At 40.1% G+C, this 16,883-nt stretch carries 14 protein-coding genes and 1 riboswitch; of the genes, 7 read left to right on the plus strand and 7 right to left on the minus strand.

The annotated features are described in order from the left end of the window. Positions 1–113: 113 nt before the first annotated feature. Positions 114–2,009 (plus strand): PrkA family serine protein kinase, encoded by a 1,896-nt coding sequence (locus tag J7E52_RS00740; RefSeq protein ID WP_214743246.1) that lies wholly within the window; start codon positions 114–116, stop codon positions 2,007–2,009. Positions 2,010–2,248: 239 nt separating this feature from the next. Here J7E52_RS00740 and J7E52_RS00745 read toward each other — a convergent pair whose 3' ends face one another. Next, positions 2,249–2,458 (minus strand): hypothetical protein, encoded by a 210-nt coding sequence (locus J7E52_RS00745; protein WP_063235974.1) that lies wholly within the window; start codon positions 2,456–2,458, stop codon positions 2,249–2,251. Positions 2,459–2,576: 118 nt separating this feature from the next. Here J7E52_RS00745 and J7E52_RS00750 point away from each other — a divergent pair, with 118 nt between their 5' ends. Further along, complete coding sequence (locus J7E52_RS00750) at positions 2,577–2,756, plus strand: hypothetical protein (RefSeq protein WP_063235975.1); 180 nt, start codon at positions 2,577–2,579, stop codon at positions 2,754–2,756. Between the two features lie 497 nt (positions 2,757–3,253). After that, a complete protein-coding gene (gene yhbH / locus J7E52_RS00755; RefSeq protein WP_101223356.1) occupies positions 3,254–4,423 on the plus strand; it encodes a sporulation protein YhbH in 1,170 nt (389 codons plus the stop codon). 322 nt (positions 4,424–4,745) lie between these two features. Here the strand turns inward: yhbH and J7E52_RS00760 are convergent, their stop codons facing one another. The 5 genes from J7E52_RS00760 to galU form a co-directional block, all read right to left on the minus strand. After that, a complete protein-coding gene (locus tag J7E52_RS00760; protein WP_286197329.1) occupies positions 4,746–5,930 on the minus strand; it encodes a CynX/NimT family MFS transporter in 1,185 nt (394 codons plus the stop codon). A gap of 56 nt (positions 5,931–5,986) precedes the next feature. Continuing rightward, positions 5,987–6,664, minus strand: coding sequence for a FadR/GntR family transcriptional regulator (locus J7E52_RS00765; RefSeq protein WP_214743248.1), 678 nt, complete (start codon positions 6,662–6,664; stop codon positions 5,987–5,989). 881 nt (positions 6,665–7,545) lie between these two features. Next, the gene (locus tag J7E52_RS00770; RefSeq protein ID WP_286197321.1) at positions 7,546–8,940 is read right to left on the minus strand and encodes a cytochrome P450; all 1,395 of its coding nucleotides are present in this window, start codon (positions 8,938–8,940) and stop codon (positions 7,546–7,548) included. A gap of 176 nt (positions 8,941–9,116) precedes the next feature. Then, on the minus strand, positions 9,117–9,257 hold the full coding sequence (locus tag J7E52_RS00775; RefSeq protein WP_214743250.1) for a hypothetical protein: 141 nt from the start codon (positions 9,255–9,257) through the stop codon (positions 9,117–9,119). 255 nt (positions 9,258–9,512) lie between these two features. Further along, complete coding sequence (gene galU / locus J7E52_RS00780; RefSeq protein WP_214743251.1) at positions 9,513–10,376, minus strand: UTP--glucose-1-phosphate uridylyltransferase GalU; 864 nt, start codon at positions 10,374–10,376, stop codon at positions 9,513–9,515. Between the two features lie 177 nt (positions 10,377–10,553). On the opposite strand from galU, the gene J7E52_RS00785 reads away from it, so the two are divergent. The 4 genes from J7E52_RS00785 (at position 10,554) to J7E52_RS00800 (ending at position 16,140) form a co-directional block, all read left to right on the plus strand. Beyond that, positions 10,554–12,218: a DUF6044 family protein gene (locus tag J7E52_RS00785; RefSeq protein WP_214743270.1), complete on the plus strand. Its 1,665-nt coding sequence runs from the start codon at positions 10,554–10,556 to the stop codon at positions 12,216–12,218. Positions 12,219–12,233: 15 nt separating this feature from the next. Beyond that, the gene (locus J7E52_RS00790) at positions 12,234–13,256 is read left to right on the plus strand and encodes a glycosyltransferase family 2 protein (protein ID WP_214743252.1); all 1,023 of its coding nucleotides are present in this window, start codon (positions 12,234–12,236) and stop codon (positions 13,254–13,256) included. Continuing rightward, positions 13,216–13,671, plus strand: a complete 456-nt coding sequence (locus J7E52_RS00795) for a GtrA family protein (protein WP_214743253.1) — start codon at positions 13,216–13,218, stop codon at positions 13,669–13,671. Before J7E52_RS00790 ends, J7E52_RS00795 begins: the two co-directional genes overlap by 41 nt. A gap of 361 nt (positions 13,672–14,032) precedes the next feature. Continuing rightward, positions 14,033–14,175, plus strand: a riboswitch (cyclic di-AMP (ydaO/yuaA leader). Between the two features lie 138 nt (positions 14,176–14,313). Beyond that, on the plus strand, positions 14,314–16,140 hold the full coding sequence (locus J7E52_RS00800; RefSeq protein WP_214743254.1) for an APC family permease: 1,827 nt from the start codon (positions 14,314–14,316) through the stop codon (positions 16,138–16,140). Between the two features lie 392 nt (positions 16,141–16,532). On the opposite strand, the gene J7E52_RS00805 is transcribed toward J7E52_RS00800, so the two are convergent. Further along, on the minus strand, positions 16,533–16,883 hold a 351-nt coding region (locus J7E52_RS00805), incomplete at its 5' end, for an IS3 family transposase (protein WP_214743255.1).

The raw sequence follows: 16,883 nt of genomic DNA on the forward strand, positions 1-16,883 counted from the left end.
GAGTCAAGGGGGATTCGAAACAATGCCCGGCGACTTTTTAAAGTCTGACATGTTTGTCAGACTTGGAGCATAGATTTAAGTATTCTCTGAAAGTGACAGGGGGAGGTTCCTTAATGGATATTTTAAAGAAAATCGAAAAATTTAGAGAAGATGAACAGAAGCTGAAGTGGGAAGGCACCTTCGCAGAGTACTTAGAAATATTGAAAGAAACGCCTTTAGTTGCTCAATCTGCTCATTCACGTGTATACAACATGATCAGAGATGCAGGGATAGAGGAAGTAAATGGGACAAAGAAATACAATTTTTTCAGCGGTCAGTTGTTTGGCCTTGAGGATTCACTGGAAAGGCTCATCGAGGAATATTTCCATCCGGCGGCAAAGCGGCTGGATGTCCGTAAGCGGATATTGCTTCTCATGGGTCCGGTCTCAGGTGGGAAGTCCACACTCGTTTCTTTACTGAAGCGTGGACTTGAAAATTATTCGTTAAAAGACTCTGGTGCCATTTATGCAATAAAAGGATGCCCGATGCATGAAGATCCACTGCATCTCATTCCGCAGTATTTACGGGATGATTTTTATGAAGAATATGGCATCAGGATTGAAGGAAACCTATCGCCGCTGAATGTAATGAGGTTAGAACAAGAGTATGGAAGCAGGATTGAAGATGTGATGGTCGAGCGTATTTTCCTTTCGGAGGATAAGCGTGTTGGAATTGGAACATTCAGTCCTTCTGACCCTAAATCACAGGATATTGCTGATTTGACGGGCAGCATCGATTTTTCGACCATTGCCGAATACGGATCTGAATCAGATCCGCGTGCCTACCGTTTTGATGGCGAGCTGAACAAGGCGAACCGCGGGATGATGGAGTTCCAGGAGATGCTGAAATGTGATGAGAAGTTCTTATGGCATTTGCTATCATTGACACAAGAAGGGAATTTTAAAGCAGGCCGTTTTGCATTGATCAGTGCAGATGAACTCATTGTGGCTCATACGAATGAAACGGAGTATAAAGCGTTCATTTCCAACAAGAAAAATGAAGCATTGCATTCCCGTATCATTGTCATGCCGATACCATATAATCTGAAGGTTACCGAGGAAGAAAAGATTTATGAAAAAATGATCCGTGAAAGTGATGTCTCGGATGTTCATATAGCCCCGCATACATTAAGGGTGGCGGCAATCTTCAGCATCATGACCCGCCTGAAGGATCCCAAAAAGGGCGATATCGATTTATTGAAAAAGATGAGGCTTTATGATGGGGAAAATGTCGAAGGATTCAATTCCGCAGACATCAATGAATTGAAAAAAGAATATCAGGACGAAGGCATGAGCGGAATCGATCCGCGTTATGTGATTAACCGAATTTCCTCTACGATCATTCGTAAGGAAAATCCGTCCATTAATGCATTGGATGTACTTATGTCATTAAAAGCTGGTCTTGACCAGCATCCGTCCATTACGAACGAACTTCGGGAGAGGTATTTGAATTTCATTTCACTGGCACGTAAAGAATACGATGCCATTGCAAAAAATGAAGTGCAAAAGGCATTTGTTTATTCATATGAAGAGTCGGCGAAGATCCTCATGGATAACTATCTGGATAATGTCGAAGCATACTGCAATAAATCGAGGCTGCGCGATCCATTGACTGGGGAAGAAATCAACCCTGATGAAAAATTGATGCGCTCGATTGAAGAGCAAATTGGAATTTCCGAGAATGCAAAAAAAGCATTCCGTGAAGAAATATTGATTCGCATTTCTGCATATGCGCGTAAAGGTAAGCGATTCGATTATAATTCCCATGATCGTTTACGGGAAGCGATCCAGAAAAAACTATTCGCGGATTTGAAGGATGTCGTTAAGATCACTACTTCAACGAAGACACCAGACGAAAGGCAACTGAAGAAAGTGAACGAGGTCATCACGAGACTTATCGATGAGCACGGTTATAATTCCACTTCAGCCAATGATTTGCTGCGCTATGTGGGCAGCTTGTTAAATCGGTAATCCATACTTTTTTGCCCCTGCCCCCGATCGGGCAGGGGTTTATCTCCTTTTGCCTAAGGTAAAATGCTTGATAAGTGGATTAGAGGGAATTCAATCAATTCCTTTTCAACTTCTGTATTTCCATTGAAATCATGCATCTTTTGAAGGTGTTAAAGGGTGATTACAGAAAGCATGAGATATTATAAATCAATAAAGCACCGGTCCCCTCTGAATGGAGGGGAGCCCGGTGCTTTTGATTTCTATTTAGTTACATTCAAGCCATACTGTTCAATAAGTGTAATAAGTTGATTCGGTGATAGTTTGTCTTCGCTATGATCGATTTTAATTTCCCCATCATCAACATCGATGATCGCACGTTCCACACCTTCCGTTTTCAAAAGTATGGACTCCAGATTTAAAATCGGGCCTTCTGACGTTGCTTCCTTAACATAAAGGGTAGTTGTTTGCATACTTCTTGCACCTCCTTACATTTGCTCATAATGTCTTATCTATACCCTATATTTCCATTAGATATGTTACGTTTTGGATTTGGAAATATTGGGTATCAATAAGTAGAGGTGATGGCAAATGAGTAAAGAAGAATTGAAAAAAGAACATGTTCCGGAAAATAGCTCCATGGCTAAGGACTATGAAGAGATGAAAGAACTTGGAAAGCAGATGGAAAATCAAAGGACGAATGAAGAATTGAAAGAGTGGGATAAACGCCCAGGTACAGTTCAACATGAAATTGAGGAAGATAAAGATTGACTAATATCACAACAAGAATCATTCTATCTGTGTAAAAGGGGTGTCCAGAAAAACTACTGGGGCACCTTTTTGTTGTGTTTCATTATATTTTGATATGTCCTTGAATGTCTCTGTTTTGCAGATCAATTACGCCGGCATTTGAGTTAACCTATAATCCGACAAAATAAACCTGCTAAAAAACGAACAGACCTGATAACCATCTGGTCTGTTCGTTTTCCTGAAATACTTATTTTATAGTAACGTATTGAAAAAAAACTTTATAGGGCCTCTAATGCCCGTGTCAGGACTTGTCTAGTTCGTAGGCAAACGTCCATTATTGAATTTTGTTGTAAATTATCCAGCATCGCTGCATAAGATAGAGTAATACTTTTCTTTTAATCCGTTTTTTCGCACTGTATTTTTCATTGGAAAACCGGAATGATGTGGGCTTTCCCACACTAATTTATTATATGAAGGAATGATGAAAAGCGTGCAAACATTTTTAAGGGGGGAAGAGAATGTCGGAAGAGAGTAATCAACAGTATGTTATCTCACAGGAAAATTGGTCCCTCCATCGGAAAGGCTATGATGATCAACAACGTCATCAGGAAAAGGTGCAGGAAGCGATTAAGAATAATTTGCCTGATCTAATTTCAGAAGAAAGCATCGTGATGTCCAATGGCCGGGATGTTATCAAGATTCCCATTCGCTCCTTGGATGAATACAAAATTCGTTATAACTATGATAAAAACAAACATGTAGGGCAAGGCGATGGAGACAGTAAAGTGGGTGATGTGGTCGCGAGGGATGGCTCACCGTCCGATGCCGGGGCCGGTAAGGGCCAAGGTGCAGGTGACAAGGCCGGCGAGGATTATTATGAAGCCGAAGTGTCGATGATGGAATTGGAGGAAGCCCTGTTCAGCCAATTGGAACTCCCTAATCTGCAGAAGAAAGAACACGCGGAGCACACGCTTGAACACATCGAATTCAACGATATTCGCAAGACAGGCCTAATGGGAAATATCGACAAAAAGAAAACGATGATATCGGCTTTCAAACGGAACGCATTAAGGGGGGACCCAGGTTTTCATCCCATTTATAAGGAAGATTTTAAATTCAAAACCTGGAATGAGATTCAGAAACCTGATTCCAAAGCAGTTGTACTGGCAATGATGGATACTTCCGGAAGCATGGGGTTATGGGAAAAATATATGGCCCGAAGCTTTTTCTTTTGGATGAACCGCTTCTTGCGGACAAAATATGAAACGGTGGAAATCGAGTTTATTGCCCATCATACAGAAGCGAAAGTTGTTCCGGAAGAGGATTTCTTTTCAAAAGGGGAAAGCGGCGGTACGATTTGTTCGTCCGTATACCGAAAAGCATTAGAACTTATTGATCATAAATATGACCCCGCGAAGTTTAATATCTATCCGTTTCACTTTTCCGATGGTGATAACCTAACATCCGATAACGTCCGCTGCGTTAAGCTTGTTGAAGAACTCATGAAGGTTTCCAATATGTTCGGATATGGCGAAGTCAATCAATACAATCGTCATTCAACATTGATGACAGCTTATAAGAACATCGATAATGAAAAATTCAGGTACTATATTCTTAAGCAAAAGGCAGACGTTTTCCATGCAATGAAGAGCTTTTTTAAAGACGAGGAAAGTAAGAAGTATGCATAAAAAGTGAAAAGTGGAAAGTTAAATTTACAAATCAAAATAATTGTAAGTTAAAGGGCGTGCGATTAACATTGTACGTCTTTTTTCAAATCTTCTTTTTTGCAGAGTCAGGGTAAGGGATAAGATATCAAATTACAATTGAAAAGACCGTTGCTCAACAGAAGCAACGGTCTTTTCATATCCACACTATATTTATATCATTCGTTTGAAATTATATAATATATAAATTTACAATATTTATAAAGTTGAACAGACTCCAAAGAAAACAAAAAACAACCATACCCTTATATAAGTATGGTTGTTTTACAAAATTTCATGACAGGCTTTATTGAGTAGTTACATATTCATTATTTCCTGCACGCATTCCAACAAAGAAAATAAGTGCCGATATTACGGCCAACATCAATAAGGGAACTGTCCAGCTGTGTGTAATGTCATGAAGCAACCCGAATAATACTGGGCCAATGGCAGCTAAGAGGTACCCGAATGATTGAGCCATTCCTGATAATTCCGTCGCCTCATGGGTGCTTTGTGTTCGAAGGCTAAAGAACATCATGGATAAACTGAATATGGTTCCGACTCCAATCCCGATCAATATCATGCATACGGGAATGAAGAGAGTGCTTCCATATAATATGCCGAATATCCCTGAAATAAGGAAGACGACAGGCGGGACCACTAACAGACGCTGACTTTGTAGGCGTCCAGCTAAAATTGGCACAAGGAATGTTATGGGAATGACGGAAAGCTGCATGATGGATAGCATCCAGCCAGCCTCATCAGCGTTCAGGCCTTTTTGCTCCAGGATTTCCGGCATCCAGGTAATTACTGTATAGAAAATAAAAGATTGCAATCCCATGAAGAATGTTATCTGCCAGGCTAAACCAGAACCCCATAAGTTAATCTTTTTATCACTTTGTGCCTTTTGTACATCCTTAGCTGACTTGAATGGCCGTCTTAATTGCGGCATCCATAAGAAAACTGTAATGAGTGATAAAATTCCCCAACATCCAAGGGCACCAGCCCATCCCAATCCCGATGAAGAAGCAAGGGGAATGCTGATCCCGGAACCTATTGCGCCGCATAAATTCATGGAAACAGCATAGGTTCCTGTCATCAAACCGATATTCCTGGCAAAGTTATGCTTAATCAGACTGGGTAACAATACATTGCCGATTGCAATGGCTAACCCGATTAAAATGGTCCCTATGAACAATGTCGGCACTCCGCCAACTGAGCGTACCCCAATCCCGATTGTTAATAATATCAAGGAAAGGAAAAGTGTAAGCTCCATTCCAAAACGCCGTGCTATCCTAGGGGCAAATGGTGATAATAAAGCGAAGGAAAGCAAAGGCAATGTCGTTAATGAACCTGATAATGTATTGGATATCCCCAAGGTATCACGGATCGAAGTGACAAGCGGGCCAACCGATGTTAAGGGAGCCCTCAGATTTGCCCCAAGAAGAATGATCCCGATGATGAGTAGTCCAACTCTAGGTTTAATATCCATTTTTGTTTGTTCTAGTTGATTTGCCGCTTGATGAATGCCCATAATCTCCTCCTTACTTACTCTAAAGATTTTTTGAATTGTGCAATGTATTCATTCACTGTTTCGATTGCCCGGTTCACATTTTGTTCGATGATGGCATCTACAAGGTTGCAATGAATGTTCAAATGAAAGTTCACATCAGAACTCATCTCCACTATCTGATGAATGGATTCATGCAGGGAGTGCTCCATATGTTCGTACAAATCAATCAATAAATCATTATGTGATGAACCCATAATCGATTTATGCAATTGTATATCGGCTTCTTCGTAAGCCTTGAGATCCTTTGCTTCGGCAGCTTTACTGCATGCTGTTATATGAAACCGCAATCGTTCTATATCTTCTTGATTACGTCTTGAAGCCGCTAACTGAGCTCCCTCTCTTTCAAGGGCATGACGGACCTCTAACGTTTCTAATAAACTCGACTGCTGGATCCTTCTTTCAAATGCAGCCCCCAAGGCACTTGATGACCTAACGAATGTCCCCTTTCCTTGTTTCGTTACTAAAAGACCTGCATAAACGAGTGATCGTACAGCTTCTCTTAATGTATTTCTGCTTACATCGAACTGTTGGATCAAATCCATTTCAGGGGGAATTTGATTTCCAATTTTCCATTCACCTGATTCGATTAACGATTCGATTTGGGAAACCACTTGCTCTACAAGTGATAAGCGATTTGTTTTAGATATGGTCAATATACACACCTCTAATTTGTAGGATGATTGGGTCATTGGTTATTTTAACATATGTATGTTGAAAATGGAGCAAACGAGTATTTTAAATCCAAATTTGTTTCCCTTTTATTCTTCAGTAAAAAAGTTGCAGTAGATTTCAGAAATCCGCTCCCTTTCCGCCGACTGTCTGCCAAGCCTCCTCACAGCAAGCGGCTGTGGGGTCTCGACTAGCCAGTTATTCGGCAGGAGTGTCGCAAATTTCTTCAATCCAGTGAGGGTTTCATCCCAAAAGGCGTAACCCAAGTTTGTTTAAAATCAATCATGGTTAGTGGTGAGACCATTTTTATTGATGGAACCGCCAGACTGTAGACAAATTTAAAGAAACGCCAGTTGGCCTATAGTTATTAAAAAACATTCCAGCTGATTGGAACGGAAGGTACGATACTCCTGCGGGAAAAGCGAGTGCAAGGGAGACACCGCAGGCGCAAAGGCGCCGAGGAGGCTTCCGGACCGCCCGCGGAAAGCGAGTGCCCTACGTTCCAATCGACGTTCAAATTGTTCTAGCACTAAAAAGACTGTAGGCAAATTCGACTTTCATCGAGTTTGTCTACAGTCTGAACCGACCTTTCAAGGTCGGTTTTTCTTAATATAAGGTACGAAGCGGGAAAAGCTAACGAGACTATCCGTTCTCATATAAAAAGGGGAGAGGGGGCGGCTGTAGGTATTCGGTTTCTTGTATTGGCTCAATTTCGCTTAGAAATTCCAAATAACCGGTATATACCTGTGAGGCCATCCCTAAATAGTGCAATTCAGTGTGGATAATTCCCTTCCGTGGTGAATGGAGCATAAACATTTTTCATCCCTCCTTTCCAAAAGAATTGGCCAGTTTATGAGATCATCCTTCAAAAATTGGATGCGCCAGGTTCGAAGGCTTCTGCATCTCTTTCTTCTATCACCATGCGCAGTCCACTCTTGGGTCTGAGTGTAAGGGATGGAAGGGGGGTTACTTCATGATGGTCAGGTGCAAGTTTTATCCTATATCGTTGGGCAATGCAGGCCAGGACAAACACCGCTTCCATCATGGCAAAATGATTGCCTATACAAATTCGCGGCCCTCCGCCAAATGGAAAGTAAGCGAACGCAGGCAGGCTTTTCATAAAGTTATTTTCAAATCGCTCAGGAATAAATGATTCCGGTTGAACAAAATACTCCGAATCATGCTGCATCACATAAGAACTTATTAGGATCATATCGCCTTTTTTAAAGAGATATCCTCCTATTACGACGTCCTCCGTCACATCACGGGATAAGATATACAGTGGCGGGTACATGCGAAGTGTTTCATGAATGATATTTTGAGTGTATGGTAATTTCATGAAGTCTTCAGGCTTGGGTGTCCGGTGACCGATTATGCTATTCACTTCACTGAAAAGCTTGTCTTGAATTTCTGGATGCTTCGAAATTGCGTACAGTGCCCAGGAAAGAGCATTTGCAGTCGTTTCATGACCGGCAAGGAAAATAGTCATTAATTCATCACGTACTTGATGGCTTGTCATAGCTAATCCGTCGTCGGCATCACGGGCGTCCATCAGGATCCCAAGCATGTCTTCATGTTTTACAGTGTCGTTCTTTCGTTTTTCAATAATGTCGTAAATCACTTTATCAAGTCTTTGTATTGCCTTTTTATATTCACGGTTGATTTTGGTTGGTACCCATAATGGCAAGCGGAAAATCTTTCTCATCCTTTTGACTGTAATTTTTAAAGCAGTTTCCAGAGGTTTTCCAACAATTTCATACCCATCCTTGAATTCCATGCTGAACATTGTCTTGCTGATTATCCCGAGAGTGATGTCCATCATATCCTTCGTTATGATCCGTTCATCATCATGTTGCCAAGTTGATATATAATCCATTGTGGTATCAATCATATCCTTGGCGTATTGGCTAATATGATTCTTTTTGAAAGAGGGTTGGATAAGCCTTCTCTGTCGCATATGAAAGTCTTTTTCGCTTGTAAGTAGACCTTCACCGATAAGCGGTTTTAAAATAATGAAGTCCTTGGATTTGATGAAGGATTTTTGTTTAGTTACGAGTATTTGTTTTATTAAATCAGGATTTAAAACGTGATAAACATTTTGGAATGGGCCTAAACGGAATTTAGCGACTTCTCCATATTCCTTGGCCAATCGGGTAAGAAAGCCAATGGGATCTGCTTGAAACTCCTTTGTATGACCGGAAATCAGCCTTCCTTTTGGAACCTTTGGAGAAGTCCGGAAGACATCATCAGCGTGTCTCAATGTGGTTTTTCCCCTTTCTTTAAAATAATTACATGTAATCATTCTATGAGGATAAGCTAAATCGGTTTGGACAAGTCGTTAAAGAAAGGGCGGATAATTCTATGGAAGAAATAAAGCTACAAAAAAAACTCTGGCTGAATAGAGCCAGAGTTTTTTCATGAAAGCTGATGTGTGATTTAACTTCTTTCTTCATCGTCCCCATGTTGGAAACGATCATTTTTTTCATTAATGGGCCCGCCAAATTGTGCATTGATTTCCTTAACCACTTGATCTAAAAATTCATCGGATAGAATTGGATTATTAGTTTTTTTATGCATGTACAATCCTTTCTGGTTATCGTTGTTTGGATCAATAATGAAGGATACGTTATCAACATAACCTCACTTTTAATAAATTATTCATTCTCTGTCCAACATTTTCACTTGCATTTACATTTCACGGAAGCATTTATAATAAACAGTTTATATTTGCTTAGAGATTATGGTAAGTGGAAATGTTACAACCAAAGGGGTGAATCCGATGTGCAAATAGCCCAATCACCTCTAGGTAATTGGGCGTGGATTATATTAACTTCATTGAGGGAACAGTTGCTTTAAATATGTTTGTAGCTGATCACGAAGTTCTGGTCGTTTCATGGCGAAATCTAATGAAGCTTGGAGGAAGCCGAATTTATCTCCGACGTCATATCGATTTCCCTCTATGATATACGAGTATAATGGTTCCTTTTCTAACAAAAGGTCTAAAGCTTCGGTAAGCTGGATCTCCCCCTTCCGATCGGGCTGTACGGTTTCAAGGATTTCAAAAATTACAGGTGATAAAATATATCGGCCAATAATCGCCTGTGTTGATGGTGCATCCTCCACTTTTGGCTTTTCCACTAAGTTTCTTACCAGAAATAAATCCTCATATCGTTCTTGCGAATTTACGATCCCGTACTTGGAGACATCGGCTGGTGACACTTCCTTACATCCGATAATGCTCGCTCGAACCTTGTTATAACGTTCCATTAACTGCTTCAAAGCCGGAACCTGGCTATCCACGATATCATCACCTAACAGGACGGCAAAAGGTTCGTCTCCGATAAAGGTTTTGGCACATAAAACTGCATGCCCCAGACCTAAAGGTTCCTTTTGTCTTACATAGTGGATATCCACCATGTTGGATATGTTCTCCACGATCTTAAGCAAATCATGTTGACCTTTCATTTGCAGAAGCATTTCCAGTTCAATGGATTTATCGAAATGATCTTCGATGGCACGTTTGTTTTTACCCGTAACGATGATAATATCTGTAATCCCTGATTGAACCGCTTCCTCGATAATATATTGAATGGTCGGCTTATCGACAATCGGCAGCATTTCCTTTGGTTGAGCTTTCGTAGCAGGTAAAAACCGGGTTCCTAAACCGGCTGCTGGAATCACCGCTTTCTTTATCATAGCCCAGCCCCTTTTTAAGGTTCTTTTATATGCTTTTTGTTCTACCCTTCATTTTATGTGGCCATTGGTTGACCTATATCAAAAAAGGTGAAAATAAATCCCTGAAAAAGAATAGATTTACCTTTGAAGCAAATATTATGGATATATGAATTTGGTCAAGAGGTGTATATTTTGCCAATTGAAAATCAAGAGAGAAAACAAATCCTTTTTGCCCTACTCGTCATTGTTTTATATCTTTCTCCTTTATTCATCCTTGGAGAAAATGCGCATATTCGCGTGCATGATAATTTGGATTCCAACCTTGCCTGGTATAAAGTCCTTTCAGAAAGCGGTGAGTTATTCGGTGCGATAGACGCCAAAATTCCCCAGATTATGAATGGGCTGCCTCGAAATGCTTTTGGCAGTGAGTTCAGTATTATCGTATGGCTTCATTCACTTTTTCCAACATTGTTTGCATATGCAATAAGCCAGGCATTAACAAGATTTATTGCATTCTTTGGTATGTATATCTTATTAAAGAAACATTTGGTTACAGGAAGCCAATCAAGTTGGATCAGGGTTGGAACATCCTTGGCCTTTGCCCTTACCCCATTTTGGCCATCGGGAATGCTCAGTACACTTGGGATGCCGCTGGCACTTTGGGCTTTTTTGAATATTCGCAGCAAGGACCATTCGTGGAAGAATTTTTTGGTTCTTACACTTTTACCGCTTTATTCAAGCATCGTGCTTGGCTTTTTCTTTTTCCTTGTTGCAATGGGCTTTCTTTGGCTAACGGATTTGATCAGGAGAAAAGGGTGGAATATAACGTTTCTTCTTTCAATCGTGTATATGACCGTCATTTTTGGTTTGGTGGAGTATCGTTTGGTCGCTTCATTCATTTTTGATTCTGAGCCAAACAGCAGAGATGAATATTTTCACGCAAGGCTGCCGCTCGATTGGGTCATCAAGCTTACTTTCAAAAATTTCGTTCTTGGACATACGCATGTCATGACTGTACATGCGCTTATCATTCTGCCGATTACAGTCTTTGCCCTTTATATCATTCTGACCAAAAAACTGTGGAGACAGGAAAAGGTATATGTATTTTTATTCGGCTTGAATTTTATACTTTCAGCATGGTACGCATTTTGGTTTTATAAAGGCTGGCTTCCTTTGACGGAAAGGTTTCACACCCTGGATACCTTTAATTTTGCCAGATTTCACTTTTTGAGGCCGATGGTGATTTACCTGGGCTTTGCCCTCGCGATAAAAATTATCTGGGAAAACAGCGATTATGCTAAGAAAACCCTTTCTATTTTCATCGCCATTCAAATCATGATCTTAATCGGTTTCAATGAAGAAATCACTTACAATAAAAAACCATCTTTTAAAGAGTTCTATTCAGAAAGCCTTTTTCAGGAGATAAAAGATCATATTGACCTTCCACAAGAAGAATATCGTGTTGCTAGCATTGGGCTGCATCCCGCAATCGCACAGTTTAATGGATTTTACACGCTCGATAGCTATAACAATTTCTATCCGCTTTCTTACAAACATCAATTTCGTCAAATAATTGAAAACGAATTGGCTAAGAATAAAAACATCAGAATCTACTTTGATGAATGGGGAGGACGTTGTTACCTATTTACCGATGAGCTTGGGAAGCATTATATGTTCAAGAAAGGTTCGAAGAAAGAACTGGAAAATTTGGACCTTAATATGAATGCGTTTAAAGGATTAGGTGGCAAGTATATATTTTCTGCCATCCCAATCAACAACGCGAAGGAAAACGGATTGGTACTAGATGGGATTTTCAAAAAGAAAGGCAGCGTATGGAAAATTTATTTATACAGAGTCATGTGAAAAGGGGGGAATAGAATGAATTCACCGATAGTAACGATTGTTGTACCTTGTTATAACGAAGAAAGCGTTTTGCAGGATACTATTTCCCAGCTTTGTGGATTGATGAGGGGGTTAGTCGAAGAAAACGTTGTTTCTGGTCAAAGTAAAATTCTGTTGGTTGATGATGGAAGCCAAGATCAAACTTGGAAGATCATTTATAAAGAAACGATTAATAATGAACTGGTTCGCGGGCTAAAGCTTTCCCGGAATGCAGGACATCAAAATGCACTCCTGGCAGGATTGTTTACAGCCAAGGAAGCCTCCGATTGTGTGATTTCCATTGATGCAGATTTACAGGATGATATTCAAGTCATCCCTGAATTCATTCGGAAATTCAATGAAGGCTGTGAAATTGTATATGGTGTCCGCCAGAAAAGGGACCTTGATTCATTTTTTAAACGAAAATCTGCAACTGGTTTTTATAAATTGATGAACAAGATGGGGGTTAACCTTGTCTATAATCATGCCGATTTCCGGCTAATGAGCAAAAGGGCGATCACGGAGTTGGAACGATTTGATGAAACGAATCTTTTTTTACGGGGAATCGTCCCGCTCATTGGGTTTAAGACGGACTCTGTTTATTATGACCGAAAAGAAAGATTGGCTGGGGAAACGAAATATCCATTTAAGAAGATGGTTGCTTTTGCGCTTGATGGCATCACTTCCTTTTCAGTTACACCGATCCGGCTTGTATTATGGCTAGGATGTCTTTCCTTTTTCATTAGCTTACTCTTTGGTTCTTACTTTTTATGGTTAAAGTTTTATGGGCAGACCGAAACTGGCTGGACCTCTTTAATCACCTCCATATGGTTGATCGGCGGACTACAGTTGATTGCTGTCGGCTTGATTGGGGAATATATCGGTAAAATCTATAATGAATCCAAACGCCGGCCTAAATATATTGTAGATCTGGATCTATTTAATCCGCTCGATTTAAAAAAACGGGAGCAACTAGACAATGAACGGAACAGTATTGAAAAACTATCTAAAACACACTAACTCCTTTATCCGCTTTTTATTGGTTGGAATAGTCAATACAGCGGTTGGACTTTCCATCATGCTTTTTCTTATGAATGTTATTGAATTATCTTACTGGGTCTCCACCTTTTTCGGCAATGGTACGGGAGCTGTAACGAGTTTTCTTTTGAACAGGACTTTTACCTTTAAAAGCGATATAGAATGGCGGCGAGGAGTTGCCCGTTTCTTTTGCGTCATCCTGATTTGCTATTCCGCCGCTTATTCTATAGGCCAAGCTATTGCAGAATCACTGGAAGGATCCGTTCATTTATCCATACAACAAAATTTGGCTGTTCTGATAGGAACAATCTTTTATACAGTGCTTAACTATATTGGCCAGAAATACTTTGTCTTTAAAAAAAGCAATTTGAGACCAATTCAAGAAGGAAGGAACTAATTAGGGTGGATAAGTGGAGTAGTGCCCCAACTGGACGGGAATTAAAGCGAAATTTGATTTTCAATGCAAGTTTACCCTTTTAATGACGTCCGAGCTGGGGCAAATCTGTTAATTTAGTCCTTCGCATCTCCATGTGGCTGATCATTTTACCTTTTCGGACCACCTTCTGTTCATTGACTCCTTGATTATTTTCTTTATAACATTTACTTACCTCCTTTCCTACCTTCAAATCATGTCATTGCATGACTTATGTTATATACGTCAAAAAACAAAACCTCACTTACAAAGAATTTTTCTATTTTCGAGCAAAATATTCATTTACTTTTCCATTTCACGGGAGTATGATAATCAACAGTTTCATATTTCTAAATCGCTTAAACCATATGGTGCGGGGGACCCGTTATTGGGATTGTTTACAATCCAAGGGGTGAATCCTTTCAAGGTAGGGCTACTCTTAGGTCCGAATCCGACAGCTAACCTCGTAAGCGTTATATGAGAAGGAAGGTGGAGCTTGTTAGACAAAAAAATTGATGTCTACAGGTCTATTTAGCTATGACTTGTAGGCATTTTTGTGTTTCTTCTTGTTTTTTGCTACAGCTGGGTAACATAAACTTATAAATTAATTATGGTGGTGAATTCTTGATGTTATCTTCTATAAAGAGGTTCTTGATTGGGAGACCTTTGAAGTCAAATGCACTTGGTGAACAAAAGCTTAACAAAACAAAGGCTTTGGCGATATTATCTTCTGATGCTTTGTCTTCGGTTGCATATGGGCCGGAGCAAATATTGATCGTCCTGATCACGGTAGGTGCTGCGGCATTCTGGTATTCCATCCCTATCGCGATCGGAGTATTGATCCTGTTAACTGCTTTGATTTTGTCTTATAGACAAATCATTTTCGCTTATCCGCATGGCGGGGGAGCGTATGTGGTTTCAAAAAACAATTTAGGTGTCAATCCAGGGTTGATAGCGGGAGGATCTTTATTGGTGGATTATATATTAACTGTGGCTGTTAGTGTTTCTGCAGGTACGGATGCCATCACGTCCGCTTTTCCCGGCCTTCATTCATATAATGTCGTCATAGCCATCATTTTCGTAATTCTACTCACGATCCTGAACCTTCGGGGGGTTACGGAGTCGGCCTCTGTTTTGGCCTATCCGGTATACCTATTCGTTTTGGCATTGTTCATCTTGATTGGTGTTGGGATTTACAAGATTTTGACGGGAGGAGTTTCACCGGAATTGCACGCGTCTATCGGCACTCCGGTAGCGGGCATCAGTTTATTTATACTGTTAAGAGCATTTGCATCGGGAAGCTCCGCCTTGACAGGAGTCGAAGCGATTTCCAATGCAATCCCGAACTTTAAAGACCCAGCCCCGAATAATGCTGCGAAAACTTTAATAGCGATGGGTTCCTTGCTAGCAGTATTATTTTCGGGAATCGTATTTTTAGCCTATTATTTAAGCATTGTTCCCAGTGCAGAGGTAACGGTCGTCTCCCAGATTGCTGAAGAGATCTTTGGACGGAATTTCATGTATTTCTTCATTCAAGGTACGACTGCCTTGATCTTGATACTTGCGGCAAATACTGGCTATTCGGCTTTCCCTCTGCTTGCTGTAAATCTGGCGAAGGATAAATTCATACCAAGGGCGTTTACGATCAGAGGGGACCGATTAGGGTATTCCAACGGAATCATCATACTGGGACTCGCATCCATCATCTTAATAGTCGCATTTGAAGGACATACAGAAAATCTCATTCCTCTTTATGCGGTAGGGGTATTCATTCCATTTACGTTATCCCAGACCGGAATGATTGTTAAATGGATTCGCGAAAAGCCAAAAGGCTGGATGATGAAATTAACCATTAATTCAATTGGTGCCATAATTAGCTTTATCGTCACAATAATATTCTTTTTAACCAAATTTACTCAGGTTTGGCCTGTGTTGATTTTTTTACCTATCATCATTTTTATTTTTCATCGAATTAATAAGCATTATGAAGCAGTCGGTGACCAACTAAGGATAACAACATGTGAGCCGATCTCACCAATTGAAGGAAATATCATTATTGTCCCTGTGGCAGGTATAACTCATGTGGTTGAGAACTCTTTAAATTACGCAAAATCTCTTTCAGCACATCAGGTCATTGCCGTTTATGTTGCTTTTGACAGAGAAGATGAAAAGAAATTCGGAGAAAAGTGGAAAAAGTGGCAGCCGGATGTCAGACTCGTAACGCTGAATTCATATTATAGAAGTATCATTCAGCCATTGACTAAATTTGTGGATACAGTTGAACATAAGGCAAGTGAATCCAATTATAAAGTTACGGTGATCATCCCCCAATTCATTCCGAAAAAGGGCTGGCACAATATCCTTCATAACCAATCAAGTTTACTGATTCGTGCCTACTTACTTTATAGAAGAGATGTGGTTGTTACGACAGTGCCATATCATTTGAAGAAGTAAGTTCCATATCCAAGAAAAGAAGCAAACCTACATAAGGTTTGCTTCTTTTATGATCTTATAATAAAGACAGCAGTAACTTACGCTGCCGATATTTGAGTATGAACATCATTACCAATTCATAAAATTCACAGTAACTATGAAGCCCATACAAGAAAAAGAGTTGCAGTAAGATGTGGGATACTTCCTCTTTTACAGCTTTAATTAATGTTAATATAAAACTTACTCCATCATCATTTTCCGAACGACGGCTGTTTGGGAAAGTGATTATTTCAAAGACGCTGATGATTCGGAAATGGATACTCAACATCATCAACATGGTGGCTAGCATCAATCAGTATCATTAATAAGGGCTGCGTCTGAAGTGAACCCAAAAAGTTAGACACTTTATTTACTTAGGCAGCCTTGAGGGCATGAACCCGGTAATCTACCGGGCTCATGCCTTTTAATTTTACCTTGATTCGTTGATGATTGTAGTAATGGATATATTCTTCTAGTTCTTGTTTGAAATGCTCCATGCTTTCAAATTCTTGAAGATAGAGTAATTCGGATTTTAATAAGCCAAAGAAGTTTTCAATGACCGCATTATCGAGACAATTTCCTTTGCGGGACATGCTTTGTGTAATGTTATGTTTTTTCAAATCATGCGAGTATTGTTTCATCTGATAATGCCAGCCCTGATCTGAATGGAGAATGGGTGAATCTTTCGATTCCAAGCGATCAAAGGCTTTATCCAGCATTTTGGA

The sequence above is a fragment of the Bacillus sp. ISL-34 genome, assembly GCF_018613325.1.
GTDB lineage: Bacteria > Bacillota > Bacilli > Bacillales > DSM-1321 > Peribacillus.

Coding starts and splice junctions, on each gene's coding strand:
- J7E52_RS00740 (WP_214743246.1), top strand. CDS start 114: ATGGATATTTTAAAGAAAATCGAAAAATTTAGAGAAGATGAACAGAAG.
- J7E52_RS00745 (WP_063235974.1), bottom strand. CDS start 2,458: ATGCAAACAACTACCCTTTATGTTAAGGAAGCAACGTCAGAAGGCCCG.
- J7E52_RS00750 (WP_063235975.1), top strand. CDS start 2,577: ATGAGTAAAGAAGAATTGAAAAAAGAACATGTTCCGGAAAATAGCTCC.
- yhbH (WP_101223356.1), top strand. CDS start 3,254: ATGTCGGAAGAGAGTAATCAACAGTATGTTATCTCACAGGAAAATTGG.
- J7E52_RS00760 (WP_286197329.1), bottom strand. CDS start 5,930: ATGGATATTAAACCTAGAGTTGGACTACTCATCATCGGGATCATTCTT.
- J7E52_RS00775 (WP_214743250.1), bottom strand. CDS start 9,257: ATGCATAAAAAAACTAATAATCCAATTCTATCCGATGAATTTTTAGAT.
- galU (WP_214743251.1), bottom strand. CDS start 10,376: ATGATAAAGAAAGCGGTGATTCCAGCAGCCGGTTTAGGAACCCGGTTT.
- J7E52_RS00790 (WP_214743252.1), top strand. CDS start 12,234: ATGAATTCACCGATAGTAACGATTGTTGTACCTTGTTATAACGAAGAA.
- J7E52_RS00795 (WP_214743253.1), top strand. CDS start 13,216: ATGAACGGAACAGTATTGAAAAACTATCTAAAACACACTAACTCCTTT.
- J7E52_RS00800 (WP_214743254.1), top strand. CDS start 14,314: ATGTTATCTTCTATAAAGAGGTTCTTGATTGGGAGACCTTTGAAGTCA.